Origin of the sequence: Hydrogenophaga intermedia (assembly GCF_023715105.1) — a bacterium.
GTDB lineage: Bacteria > Pseudomonadota > Gammaproteobacteria > Burkholderiales > Burkholderiaceae_C > Hydrogenophaga > Hydrogenophaga intermedia_A.
Genome location: NZ_JAMBNO010000044.1, coordinates 1 through 12,132, shown reverse-complemented (window position 1 = coordinate 12,132; position 12,132 = coordinate 1). Strand labels below are relative to the sequence as shown.

Annotated in this window: 11 protein-coding genes; 9 read left to right on the top strand and 2 right to left on the bottom strand. The window is 65.5% G+C overall.

The annotated features are described in order from the left end of the window. Positions 1-177: 177 nt before the first annotated feature. Complete coding sequence (locus M3149_RS21970) at positions 178-489, bottom strand: ComEA family DNA-binding protein (protein WP_251711506.1); 312 nt, start codon at positions 487-489, stop codon at positions 178-180. 283 nt (positions 490-772) lie between these two features. On the opposite strand from M3149_RS21970, the gene M3149_RS21965 reads away from it, so the two are divergent. The 8 genes from M3149_RS21965 (at position 773) to M3149_RS21930 (ending at position 10,093) form a co-directional block, all read left to right on the top strand. Continuing rightward, the gene (locus M3149_RS21965; RefSeq protein ID WP_251711505.1) at positions 773-2,359 is read left to right on the top strand and encodes an ABC transporter substrate-binding protein; all 1,587 of its coding nucleotides are present in this window, start codon (positions 773-775) and stop codon (positions 2,357-2,359) included. 64 nt (positions 2,360-2,423) lie between these two features. Further along, positions 2,424-3,404, top strand: a complete 981-nt coding sequence (locus M3149_RS21960; protein ID WP_251711504.1) for an ABC transporter permease — start codon at positions 2,424-2,426, stop codon at positions 3,402-3,404. 1 nt (position 3,405) lies between these two features. Next, positions 3,406-4,686 (top strand): M20 aminoacylase family protein, encoded by a 1,281-nt coding sequence (locus M3149_RS21955; RefSeq protein WP_251711503.1) that lies wholly within the window; start codon positions 3,406-3,408, stop codon positions 4,684-4,686. Next, entirely contained in the window at positions 4,683-6,260 is a 1,578-nt protein-coding gene (locus tag M3149_RS21950; RefSeq protein WP_251711502.1) for an ABC transporter substrate-binding protein, read from the top strand. The genes M3149_RS21955 and M3149_RS21950 overlap by 4 nt, the downstream gene beginning before the upstream one ends. Positions 6,261-6,378: 118 nt before the next feature. Continuing rightward, entirely contained in the window at positions 6,379-7,290 is a 912-nt protein-coding gene (locus M3149_RS21945) for an ABC transporter permease (protein WP_251711501.1), read from the top strand. Positions 7,291-7,292: 2 nt separating this feature from the next. Then, the gene (locus tag M3149_RS21940) at positions 7,293-8,267 is read left to right on the top strand and encodes an ABC transporter ATP-binding protein (protein WP_251711500.1); all 975 of its coding nucleotides are present in this window, start codon (positions 7,293-7,295) and stop codon (positions 8,265-8,267) included. Beyond that, positions 8,264-9,340 carry an ABC transporter ATP-binding protein gene (locus tag M3149_RS21935; protein WP_251711499.1) on the top strand — a complete coding sequence of 359 codons (1,077 nt, stop codon included), beginning with the start codon at positions 8,264-8,266 and terminating at the stop codon, positions 9,338-9,340. Before M3149_RS21940 ends, M3149_RS21935 begins: the two co-directional genes overlap by 4 nt. A 117-nt stretch (positions 9,341-9,457) precedes the next feature. Further along, complete coding sequence (locus M3149_RS21930) at positions 9,458-10,093, top strand: DUF3108 domain-containing protein (protein ID WP_251711498.1); 636 nt, start codon at positions 9,458-9,460, stop codon at positions 10,091-10,093. A gap of 23 nt (positions 10,094-10,116) precedes the next feature. Here the strand turns inward: M3149_RS21930 and M3149_RS21925 are convergent, their stop codons facing one another. After that, positions 10,117-10,965: a MurR/RpiR family transcriptional regulator gene (locus tag M3149_RS21925; RefSeq protein ID WP_251711497.1), complete on the bottom strand. Its 849-nt coding sequence runs from the start codon at positions 10,963-10,965 to the stop codon at positions 10,117-10,119. Positions 10,966-11,028: 63 nt separating this feature from the next. Here M3149_RS21925 and tal point away from each other — a divergent pair, with 63 nt between their 5' ends. Beyond that, positions 11,029-11,970, top strand: a complete 942-nt coding sequence (gene tal, locus M3149_RS21920) for a transaldolase (RefSeq protein WP_251711496.1) — start codon at positions 11,029-11,031, stop codon at positions 11,968-11,970. Positions 11,971-12,132 lie beyond the last annotated feature (162 nt).

Sequence of the window (12,132 nt, the reverse complement as noted above, 5' to 3'; positions counted from 1 at the left end):
GGGGTCTGCCCCCTCTCCTCCCGGAGAAGATTTCTCCTCGACCATGAAAAACGCCCCAAGTGTGACCTTGGGGCGCATTGTGGGGTCCGAAGACCCCTTGAATCAACTCCTTAACCGAACGGCTAGCGGGAAACCGGGCGGTTTTTCTTTTGGAACGCCTGTAACGGCCTGTCGTGTTTACTGCTTGGGCTTCGCCGTGGGCGAGGCGGTGGCGGCTTCGGGTTTGAATGCTTCGCCGTTCACCGTGAGGCCCTGTTCCGACAGGCCCGCCGCGCGCTTGGCGCCGATGCCGGAAACGCGGGTCATCAGATCACCCCAGTTCTTGAATGGTGCGTCTTTGCGTTGTTCAATGATCTTGGCGCTGGTGCCGGGGCCGATGCCCTTGATGCTGTCCAGATCGGCTTCGCTGGCCTTGTTGACGTCAACCGCGGCGAAGGCCGTGGTGACGGCGCTGAGCGACAGCAGCAGGGCGATGAGGCGTTGTTTCATGGGGGCAATCCTTCCTGATTGAAGTTGAAAACAAAAGAGCCCAAATTTCGATATCGGGCCCGACCAATATAGGTCGTAGGAATTATTCATACTGTGGGGTGTTTGGCGCCGCCAGTGCATCGGGTGGGTGGCGCATGGCGTGCTGCAGGTCGGCCGCACCATGGCCACGGCGCACGCGCAGCGGTGCTGTCGCGCCCGATACCCGATACGGGTAAGTCCCCTCGCTGGTGCAGGAACGCTTGTTGCATATTCCCGGCACCTTCATTTATTTCAGGTGTCAACGATGAAACTGACCCCCATGCCACTGCGTGCGGTCGTCCTGGGTGCTGCGCTGGCGTTTGCCGTCGGCGGCCTGCATGCCAAGACCTTCAAATGGACCAGCGCCAGCGACATTCCCACGTGGGACATCCACTCGCAGAACAACGCGCTGGCCAACGGTGTGCACGCGTCGGTCTATGAGTCTCTCGTTTACTACAACAGCCGCACCTTCAAGCCCGAGCCGCTGCTGGCCACGGGCTGGAACCAGGTCTCGCCCACCCAGTTGCGCCTCACGCTGCGCACCGGCGTCAAGTTCCACGACGGCTCGACCTTCAGCGCCGACGACGCCGTGTTCTCGCTGCAGCGCGCCATGGCGCCCACGTCGAACTTCTCGCCCTATGTGCAGGGCATCGACCGCATCGTGAAGGTCGACAACAACACGATCGACATCTTCACCAAGGGCCCGAACCCGGTGCTGATCAACCAGCTCACCGAGTTGCGCATGATGAGCAAGGCCTGGGCAGAAAAAAACAACTCCACCGCGCCCAAGGACATCAAGACCCAGGACGAGAACTTCGCCCACCGCAACGCCATGGGCACGGGCCCCTTCATGCTCAAGGAGTGGGTGCAGGACCAGCGCCTCGTGCTGACGCGCAACCCCAACTGGTGGGGCAAGTCCGAAGGCAACGTGACCGAGGTGGTCTACACCCCGGTGAAGGCCACGGCCACCCGCATGGCCGCCCTGCTCTCCGGTGAGGTCGACTTCGTGCTCGACCCGAGTCCGCAGGATCTGCCGCGCCTGCGCCAGGACAGCAACCTCAAGGTGATCGATGGCATCGAGAACCGCACCATCTTCTTCGGCATGGACCAGCACCGCGACGAGCTCGTGGGCAGCAACGTCAAGGGCAAGAACCCGCTGAAGGACGTTCGCGTGCGCAAGGCGCTGTACCAGGCGATCGACATGAACGCCATCTCGCGCGTCACGCTGCGGGGCCTGGGCCAGCCGACCGGCGCGCTGGTGGCGCCCCAGGTGGCGGGCTGGACGGAGTCGGTGCACACCCGCTATCCGTTCGACGTGGCGGCCGCACAGAAGCTGCTGGCCGATGCGGGCTACAAGGACGGCTTCGAGGTCGACTTCGCTTGCCCGAACAACCGCTACATCAATGACGAGGCGATCTGCCAGGCCGTGACGGCCATGTGGGCACGCATCGGCGTCAAGGCCAAGCTGCGCACGCTGCCCCTGTCCACCTACTTCCCGATGATCCAGCGCTACGAGGCCAGCATCTACATGCTGGGCTGGGGCGTGCCCACCTTCGACGCGCTCTACAGCCTGCAGTCGCTGGTGCGCAGCGTGGGCCAGGGCGGTGATGGCAACTACAACGTGGGCCGCTACAGCAACCCCAAGATGGACCAGATCATCGATCGCGCCAAGACCGAGACCGACACGCTGATCCGCAACCGGCTGCTGACCGAAGCGCTGGCGCTGCAGAACACCGACGTGGCGCACATCCCGCTGCACAACCAGGTGATCCCCTGGGCGATGAAGAAGAACATTGACGTGGTGCACCGTGCGGACAACCGCCTGGATTGGCGTCTGATCAAGGTAAACTGAACGCGTCTCAGACCGCAGAGGGTCGCCCCATGACTGGCGCGACCCTCTCTTGTTTCTTCATCCGATGTTTGCATTCATTCTGCGGCGGCTCGTCCAGGCACTGATCGTCATGATCAGCGTTGCGCTGATCGCCTTCATGCTGTTCCAATACGTCGGAGACCCGGTGGTCTTCCTGCTCGGGCAGGACGCCACACCCGAGCAGGTGCGGGCGCTGCGCGCCGATCTCGGTCTCGATCAACCGTTCTTCATCCAGTTCTGGCACTTCCTCGCGAACGCGGCGCAGGGCGAGTTCGGTCTGAGCCTGCGCCAGGGCGCCAAGGTCTCGCGGCTGATCGCCGAGCGTTTCCCGGCCACGCTGGAGCTGGCCACGGTGGCGGCCCTGCTGGCGCTGCTCATCGGCATTCCGATGGGCGTGTATGCCGCGCTCAAGCGCGGCACGTTCATGAGCCAGGTGTTCATGACGATCTCGCTGCTGGGTGTGTCGCTGCCGACCTTCCTCATCGGCATCCTGCTCATCCTGGTGTTCGCGGTGCAGCTCGGCTGGTTCCCCAGCTTCGGCCGCGGCGACGTGGTGCAGATCGGCTGGTGGAGCTCGGGCCTGCTCACGCCGAAAGGCTGGCTGCACATCACCCTGCCAGCCATCACGCTCGCGATCTTCCAGCTCACGCTCATCATGCGCCTGGTGCGTGCCGAGATGCTGGAGGTGCTGCGCACCGACTACATCAAGTTCGCGCGGGCGCGTGGCCTCACCAACCGCGCGGTGCACTTCGGGCACGCGCTGAAGAACACGCTCGTGCCGGTGATGACCATCACCGGTCTGCAGCTCGGTGGCCTGATCGCGTTTGCCATCATCACCGAGACGGTGTTTCAATGGCCCGGCATGGGGCTGCTGTTCATCCAGGCCGTCACGTTTGCCGACATCCCCGTGATGGCGGCCTACCTGTGCCTGATCGCACTGATCTTCGTGGTCATCAACCTGATCGTCGATCTGCTGTACTTCGCCGTCGACCCGCGCTTGCGCGTGGAAAAGGCCGGGGGACACTGACATGCACCCCGCACGCATCCGCGCCCATGGCCGTGCGTTCGCACATATCGCGGCCTTCCACCCCGAACTCACCGCACTGCGGCGTGACCTGCACGCCCACCCCGAGCTGGGTTTCGAAGAGGTCTACACCAGCAAACGCGTGGTGGAGTCGCTCAAGGTCTGCGGCGTGGACGAGATCCACACCGGCATCGGCAAGACCGGCGTCGTGGCGGTCATCCGCGGGCGCAGCCAGGCCAGCGGCCGCATGATCGGCCTGCGCGCCGACATGGACGCGCTGCCCATGACCGAGCACAACGACTTCGCCTGGAAGTCCGGCAAGCCGGGCATGATGCATGGCTGCGGCCACGACGGGCACACCGCCATGCTGGTGGGCGCCGCGCGCTACCTCGCCGAAACGCGTCACTTCGACGGCACCGCGGTGCTGATCTTCCAGCCCGGGGAAGAGGGCTTTGCTGGCGCCAAGGCCATGATCGAAGACGGCCTGTTCGAGCGCTTCCCGGTGCAGTCGGTGTTTGCCATGCACAACTGGCCGCAGATGCGCCCGGGCACGGTGGGCGTCAACCCGGGGCCGATGATGGCCTCGGCCGACCGCATCACCATTGAGATCACCGGCAAGGGCGGGCACGGCGCTCACCCCTATGCGGCGGTCGATCCGGTGCTGGTGGCAGCCCACATCATCACGGCGGTGCAGAGCATCGTCTCGCGCAACGTGCGCGCCATCGATAGCGCCGTCATCAGCCTGTGTGCCATGCAGGCTGGTGACCCCGGGGCATTCAGCGTGATTCCCGGTACCGCCAAGCTCGTGGGCACGGTACGCACCTTCAACCCCGAGGTGCAGGCCATGGTCGAGAAGCGCCTGCACGAGGTGTGCTCGGGCGTGGCGCTGGGCCTGGGGGCCTCGGCGCACTTGCACTACGAGCGCATCTACCCCGCCACCATCAACACGCGCGACGAGGCCCGCTTCGCCATGGAAGTGGCACAAAAGCTCGTGGGTCACGAGCACGTGGACCGCAACATGGACCCCAGCATGGGTGCGGAGGATTTCTCCTTCATGCTGCAGGTCAAGCCCGGCGCCTACCTGCGCCTGGGGCAGGGCGCCGAGAACGGGCAGGGCGCCTGCTTCCTGCACAACAGCCGCTACGACTTCAACGACGACGTGCTGCCGCTGGGGGCTGCGCTGCACGCCGGTCTGATCGAACAGGGCATGCCGCTGGCCGACGAGCCGGCCGCTGCCCACCGCCCCCAATCCGTTTCCCCCACCCCTGTCAGGAGCGAAGCATGAACTTGAGAAAAACCGCAGCCGCCATGTTGGTGGCCGGCGCGCTGGCCGTCGCCGGCGCTGCCTCCGCCCAAACCGTGCGCATCGGCAACCAGGGTGACGCCTTGTCGATGGATCCGCATTCGCTCAACGAATCGCTGCAGCTCAGTGTGACCGGCAACGTTTATGAGCCGCTCGTGGGGCGTGACAGCAAGCTCGGGTTGACCCCGGCACTGGCCACCAGCTGGCGCCAGACCTCGCCCACGGTGTGGCGCTTCGAGTTGCGCCGCAACGTGAAATTCCACGATGGCACGCCGTTCACGGCCGATGATGTGGTGTTCAGCTTTGCTCGCGCGTCGGGTGACGGCTCCGACATGAAGAGCTACACGAACGATGTGAAGGAGGTCCGCAAGGTCAACGACTTCGTGGTCGAGATCGAGACCAAGGCACCGTTCCCCATCCTGCCGGATGTGATCTCGCTGCTCTACATCATGAGCAAGAAGTGGAGCGAGGACAACCAGGCCACGCGCCCGGTGGACCGCCGCAAGGGCATCGAGAACGCAGCCTCGTTCCGTGCCAACGGCACCGGCCCCTTCCGTCTGCGTGAGCGACAGCCCAACGTCAAGACCACCTTCCAGCGCAACGGCAACTACTGGGGCAAGATCGAAGGCAACGTGATCAACGTCGAGTACACGCCGATCGGCAACGACGCCACGCGCGTGGCGGCCCTGTTGTCGGGCCAGGTGGATGTGATCGAACCCGTGCCGCTGCAGGACGTGGCGCGCATCAACGCCAGCGGCAAGACCAAGGTCATGCAAGGTCCCGAGTTGCGCACCATCTTCCTGGGCATGGACCAGAAGCGCGACGAGCTGCTGTACTCCAATGTGAAGGGCAAGAACCCTTTCAAGGACAAGCGCGTGCGCCAGGCCTTCTACCAGGCCATCGACATTCAGGGCATCCAGCGCACCGTGATGCGCGGCGCCTCGGCGCCCACGGCGCTCATGGTCGGCCCGGGCATCAACGGGTTCGACCCGGCGCTGAATACCCGCCTGCCGTTTGACCCCGAAGCGTCGAGAAAGCTGTTGGCCGAGGCCGGTTATCCCAACGGTTTCGAGGTCTCGATGAACTGCCCGAACGACCGTTACGTCAACGACGGCAACATCTGCGAGGCCGTGGCCGCCAACCTCGCGCGCGTGGGCATCAAGATCAATCTGCAGGCGGAAACCAAAGGGACCTACTTCCCCAAGATCCTGCGGCGCGACACCAGCTTCTACATGCTCGGCTGGACGCCGGGCACGTACGACTCGCACAACGCGCTCAACGCGCTGATGCGCTGCGTGGACGACAAGGGTTCGGGCCAGTTCAACCTGGGCTCTTACTGCAACCCCAAGGTGGACGAGCTCACGTTGAAGATCCAGTCGGAAACCGACAAGGCCAAGCGTGACGCGATGATCCGCGAGGCATTCAAGCTCCATGCCGACGACATCGGCCACCTGCCGCTGCACCAGCAGGCGCTGGCCTGGGGCGTGGCCAACAACGTGTCGCTGGTCCAGCTGGCCGACAACTTCATGCCGTTCCGGTACATGTCGGTGAAATAAAGAACCCCCCTGCGCCGCCTGCGGCGTCTTCCCCCCAGGGGGACGCCAGCAGCGGACCGGCGGAGCCGGATCCGCGCTGGCCCTGGGTTTGTATCGCCTCACTCATCAGGACATTTCCTTGATCGCTACCCTTCGCCGTGCGCTCGACAGCGACGTCGGCTACAGCTTCCGCACCTCGCCGACCGCCATCGTGGCGGCGTTGATCGCGGCCATCTGCGTGTTCTGTGCGGTGTTCGCCAACTGGGTGGCGCCGCACAACCCGTTCGACCTCGCCACGCTCGACCTCATGAACGCGCGCCTGCCGCCCATGTGGCAGGAAGGTGGCAACCCGGCGTTCGTGCTCGGCACCGATGACCAGGGTCGCGACATCCTCTCCGCGCTCATGTACGGCGCGCGCATTTCGCTCCTCGTGGGCCTGGCCTCGGTGATCCTGTCGGTGATCATCGGCGTCACTTTCGGCTTGCTGGCCGGCTTCCTGGGCGGCTGGATCGACGCCTTCCTCATGCGCCTGTGCGACGTGATGCTGTCATTCCCGGCCATCCTGGTGGCCCTGCTGATCGCCGGCGTTGGCCGCGCGCTGTTTCCCAACGCGCACGAAACGCTGGCCTTCGGCGTGCTGATCATCTCCATCACCCTCACCGGCTGGGTGCAGTACGCACGCACGGTGCGTGGCTCCACCCTGGTGGAGCGCAACAAGGAATACGTGCAGGCCGCGCGCGTGACCGGCGTGGCGCCGATGCGCATCATGGGCCGCCACGTGCTGCCCAACGTGCTCGGCCCGGTGCTGGTGTTGGCCACCATCCAGGTCGCCACGGCCATCATCACCGAGGCCACGCTGTCCTTCCTGGGTGTTGGCGCGCCCCCCACCTCGCCCTCGCTGGGCACGCTCATCCGCGTCGGCAACGACTACCTCTTCTCCGGCGAGTGGTGGATCACCATCTTCCCCGGCCTGATGCTCATCCTCATCGCGCTGAGCGTGAACCTGCTGGGCGACTGGCTGCGCGACGCCCTGAACCCACGCCTTCGCTGACCATGAGCCTTTTGCAAGTCAAGAACCTCGTCGTCGAGTTCCCCACGCGCCGCGGCACGTTGCGCGCGCTCGACGACATCTCCTTCGACATCGCACCCGGCGAGATCCTGGGTGTGGTGGGCGAGTCCGGTGCGGGAAAATCGCTCACCGGCGCATCCATCATCGGCCTGCTCGAGCCACCGGGGCGCATCGCGTCGGGCGAGGTGCTGCTTGAGGGTCAGCGCATCGACAACCTGCCGCACGAGCAGATGCGTCGCATCCGCGGCCGCAAGATCGGCGCCATCTTCCAGGACCCGCTGACCTCGCTCAACCCGCTGTACTCGGTCGGTCGCCAGCTCATCGAGACCATCACCACCCACCTGCCCGTGAGCCCGGCCGAGGCGCGCCAGCGTGCCATCCAGCTGCTCAAGGACACCGGTATCCCCGCGGCCGAGCAGCGCATCGACCACTTTCCGCACCAGTTCAGCGGCGGCATGCGCCAGCGCGTGGTGATTGCACTGGCGCTCGCCGCCGAACCCCAGCTCATCGTGGCCGACGAACCCACCACCGCGCTGGACGTCTCCATTCAGGCGCAGATCATCACGCTGCTCAAGACCATCTGCAAACAGCGCGGTGCGGCGGTGATGCTCATCACGCACGACATGGGCGTGATTGCAGAAACCTGCGACCGCGTGGCGGTGATGTACGCCGGCCGCGTGGCCGAGATCGGCCCGGTGCACGAGGTCATCAACCAGCCGGCCCACCCCTACACCAAGGGCCTGATGGCCTGCATTCCCGACATGAGCGAAGACCGCGAGCGGCTGCACCAGATCGACGGCGCCATGCCGCGCCTCAACGCCATTCCCAAGGGCTGTGCCTACAACCCGCGCTGCGAAAAAGTGTTCGACCGCTGCCATTCGGAACGCCCCGAACTGCTGGCGGCGGGTGCCACCCGCGCGGCATGCTGGCTGCACGCCACCCAAGGGGCGGCGGCATGAGCGCGCAGAAACTGGAAACCACCGCCTTGTCGGCCGAGGCGCGTGCTGCCGTGTCGGCCGCCACCGCCGAGGCTGCCACGGCAGCGCCGCTGGTGCGCGCCACCGATCTCGCGAAGACCTTCGACGTGTCGGCGCCCTGGCTCAACCGCGTGATCGAGCGCCAGCCACGGTTGCTGCTGCGCGCGGTCGATGGCGTGTCCTTCGACATCCCGCGCGGGCAGACACTGGCGCTGGTGGGCGAGTCGGGTTGTGGCAAGAGCACCGTGGCGCGCCTGCTCGTGGGGCTCTATGAACCCACGCGCGGCGGTTTCGAGTTCGATGGCCAGGACGCCCACGCCGCGTTCAAGACACCCGCCGGCCGCGTGCTGCGCCGGCGCATCCAGATGATCTTCCAGGACCCGTACGCCAGCCTCAACCCGCGCTGGCGCGTCGAAGACATCATCGCCGAGCCGCTGCGCGAGCACGAGATCGAGTCCGACCCCGCGAAGCTGCGCGAGCGCGTGGACGCGCTGCTGCAGTCGGTGGGCCTGAGCCCGCTGGACCGCGTGAAGTACCCGCACCAGTTCAGCGGCGGCCAGCGCCAGCGCATTTCCATCGCGCGCGCCCTGGCCACCCAGCCCGACTTCCTGGTCTGCGACGAACCCACCAGCGCGCTCGACGTGTCGGTGCAGGCGCAGGTGCTCAACATCATGAAGGACCTGCAGCGCGAGCGCGGACTCACTTACCTGTTCATCAGCCACAACCTGGCCGTGGTGCGCCACGTGAGCGACCAGGTGGGCGTGATGTACCTGGGCCGCCTGGTCGAACTCGCGCCCAAGCACACGCTCTTCGACAGCCCGCGCCACCCCTACACGCGCATGCTGCTCGATGCCATCCCCAAGATGCACGACACGGGCAAGGCGCGCACACCGGTGCAGGGCGAGGTGCCCAACCCGCTCAACCCGCCCAGCGGTTGCGCCTTCAACCCACGCTGCCCGCATGCCAACGACCGTTGCCGCAGCGAACGCCCGGTGCTCAAGGAGCTGGGCGGCATCCGCATCGCCTGCCACGCGGTGGAAGAAGGGCGGATCTGACCAAGCATCCCCTGCCTGGGGGATGGCGGGGCGCGTTCTCGCGCCCCTAATCTTCGCCTTGAGGGCTTTGCACAGGTGCCCGTCCTGGGTGCCGGGGGCCTTGTTCAAAGGTGGGACATGGTCAAGCACATCGCGCTGGGGTTGTTGGCGGCCTGGGGGTTGTCGGCTTGGGCGCAGCCCAACGGCAGCACAAAGCCCGTGTTCAAGGTGGGCGAAGTTGCGGTCTACACGGTGAACAACCGAGCCGACAACCAGACCGTTGACGAGACCGTCACCGTCACGGCCGTGGAGAGTGAACTCATCCGGTTTAGCCACGTGCGTCCGGGACGTGAGCCGGCCGAGATCGAGGGCCAGTTCACGCCGGACATGCGACAAGTGCAATCGGGCGCCTCCGGTACTCGATTTGATCCGCCCGCTCCGTTGATCAAGATCCCGATGGCCGTGGGCGACAACTGGAAGAATGCTGCAGAGATGGTTGCGCGCAACAACGCCAAGTCCAAAACCGACTTCGAGTACAAAGTCGTGGGAACCGAAAAGATCACGACGCCGGCCGGGGAATTCGAGACTTTCAAGATCGAATCCGGCGGGTGGGTCACCGGTGTGAGCTGGACGGGCTCGGTGCGGGTCGCCCAGGTGCATTGGTACGCCCCCTCCATCGGCCGCGTGGTGCGCTCCGAGTATCGGGACTTTCGCGGAGGTCGACCCTGGAACGACACGCTCACGGAGCTGAAGTCGTTCAAACCCGCGCCCTGACTGCGGCGGTCAGCAGGGCCGCGTCACGCGTAGCGCTTGTTTTTCAGGTTGTTCTTCATCTCGCGCAACAGCGGTTGCAGCTTCGTGCCGCCGATGCGCAGGGCCAGGCACGTGGCCATGATGTCGATCACCATGAGGTGCAGCAGGCGCGAGGTCATGGGGCTGTAGCGGTCGTAGCCCTCGGGGTGGTCGGCCGCCAGCTGGATGTGTCCGGCCTGGGCCAGCGGTGAGCCGCTGGTGGTGATGGTGATCACCGTCGCGCCGTGCTTGCGTGCGATATCGGCCGCATCCATCAGGTCGCGCGTGCGGCCCGAGTTGGAGACGATCACCAGGCAATCGCCCGGGCCCAGCAGCGAGGCGCCCATCACCTGCATGTGGCCGTCGCTGTAGGCCACGGCGTTGATGCCCAGGCGGAAGAACTTGTGCTGCGCATCCTGCGCCACGATGCCCGAATTGCCCGCGCCATAGAACTCGATGCGGCCCTTGCTTTTCCAGGTGGCCAGCAGGGCATCGACCGCGCGTTCGATCGCGTGGCTGGAGGCATCGTTGCGGTACTTCAGGAAGGCCGCCACCGTGTTGTCCACCACCTTCACCAGCACATCGCCGGTCTTGTCGTCGGCGTCCACGCTGCGGTGGATGAAGGGCACGCCTTCGCTCACGGTGCCGGCAAGCTTGAGCTTGAAGTCGGACAGGCCGTCGTAGCCCATGCTGCGGCAGAAACGAACCACCGTGGGTTTGCTCACGTGGGCGCGCTCGGCGAGTTCACTCACCGGCAGGCTGGCGAAACTGCGCGGATCCTGCAGCACGAGGCGGCCCACGCGTTGTTCGGCCGGGGCGAGCGAGGGCAGGGAGGCCTTGATGCGGTCGAGCATGGCTTGGAACCCGGTGGACGGAACGTGTGAAATTTTATTACCAGCGGGCGCGATAATCGCGCCATGAACCAGCTCGACGCGCTCAAACAGTTCACCACCGTCGTCGCCGACACCGGCGATTTCAAGCAGCTTGCGGCCTACACACCGCAGGACGCGACCACCAACCCCTCGCTCATCCTCAAGGCGGTGCAGAAGCCCGAATACGCACCGCTGCTGGCCGAGGCCATCGCGCGCCACGGCACGGCCGACAAGGTCGAGCTCATGAACCGCTTGCTGGTGCGCTTCGGCTGCGAGATCCTGCACCTGATTCCGGGGCGCGTGTCCACCGAGGTCGACGCGCGCCTGAGCTTCGACACCGCGGCCACGCTGGAACGCGCGCGTCGCCTGATCGCGCTTTACCGCGCCGAAGGGGTGGACAGCGAGCGCGTGCTGATCAAGGTCGCGGCCACGTGGGAAGGCATCCGCGCCGCCGAGCAACTCGAGCGCGAGGGCATCCACACCAACCTGACGCTGCTGTTTTCGTTCTCGCAGGCCGTGGCCTGTGGCCAGGCAGGGGTGAAACTCATCTCACCTTTCGTGGGCCGCATTTACGACTGGTACAAGAAGCAGGCCGGTGCGCAGTGGGACGAGGCGGCGATGGCGGGTGCCAACGACCCGGGCGTGCGCTCTGTCAAGCGCATCTACGAGTTCTACAAGCGCCATGGCATTCCCACCGAAGTGATGGGCGCGAGCTTTCGCAACGTCGGCCAGATCACCGCGCTGGCGGGCTGCGACCTGCTCACCATCAGCCCGGAACTGCTGGCCCAACTGGCGGCCAGCGAGGCACCGCTCACGCGGGCCCTGGACCCCGAGGCCGCCCGCACCCTGGATATCCCCGCCGTGCGTTACGACGAAGCGGCCTTTCGCTTCGCCCTCAACGAAGACGCCATGGCCACCGAAAAACTCGCCGAAGGCATCCGCGCCTTCGTGGTCGATACGATCAAGCTCGAAGCCTTGATGGTCTGAGCACCGCCCGCTCCAAACAAAAAGCCCCGCGATCTCTCGCCTAGCCGTTCGACTAAGGAGTTGACGGTCTAGGCCTTCAGCCAGGTTGATTCAAAGCCCCGTCCTGCTCTTGCAGGGCGGGGCTTTCTTCTTTCTGGGGGACCACCTGGGCGCGGGGCTGGA

Coding starts and splice junctions, on each gene's coding strand:
- M3149_RS21970 (WP_251711506.1), bottom strand. CDS start 489: ATGAAACAACGCCTCATCGCCCTGCTGCTGTCGCTCAGCGCCGTCACC.
- M3149_RS21965 (WP_251711505.1), top strand. CDS start 773: ATGAAACTGACCCCCATGCCACTGCGTGCGGTCGTCCTGGGTGCTGCG.
- M3149_RS21960 (WP_251711504.1), top strand. CDS start 2,424: ATGTTTGCATTCATTCTGCGGCGGCTCGTCCAGGCACTGATCGTCATG.
- M3149_RS21955 (WP_251711503.1), top strand. CDS start 3,406: ATGCACCCCGCACGCATCCGCGCCCATGGCCGTGCGTTCGCACATATC.
- M3149_RS21950 (WP_251711502.1), top strand. CDS start 4,683: ATGAACTTGAGAAAAACCGCAGCCGCCATGTTGGTGGCCGGCGCGCTG.
- M3149_RS21940 (WP_251711500.1), top strand. CDS start 7,293: ATGAGCCTTTTGCAAGTCAAGAACCTCGTCGTCGAGTTCCCCACGCGC.
- M3149_RS21935 (WP_251711499.1), top strand. CDS start 8,264: ATGAGCGCGCAGAAACTGGAAACCACCGCCTTGTCGGCCGAGGCGCGT.
- M3149_RS21930 (WP_251711498.1), top strand. CDS start 9,458: ATGGTCAAGCACATCGCGCTGGGGTTGTTGGCGGCCTGGGGGTTGTCG.
- M3149_RS21925 (WP_251711497.1), bottom strand. CDS start 10,965: ATGCTCGACCGCATCAAGGCCTCCCTGCCCTCGCTCGCCCCGGCCGAA.
- tal (WP_251711496.1), top strand. CDS start 11,029: ATGAACCAGCTCGACGCGCTCAAACAGTTCACCACCGTCGTCGCCGAC.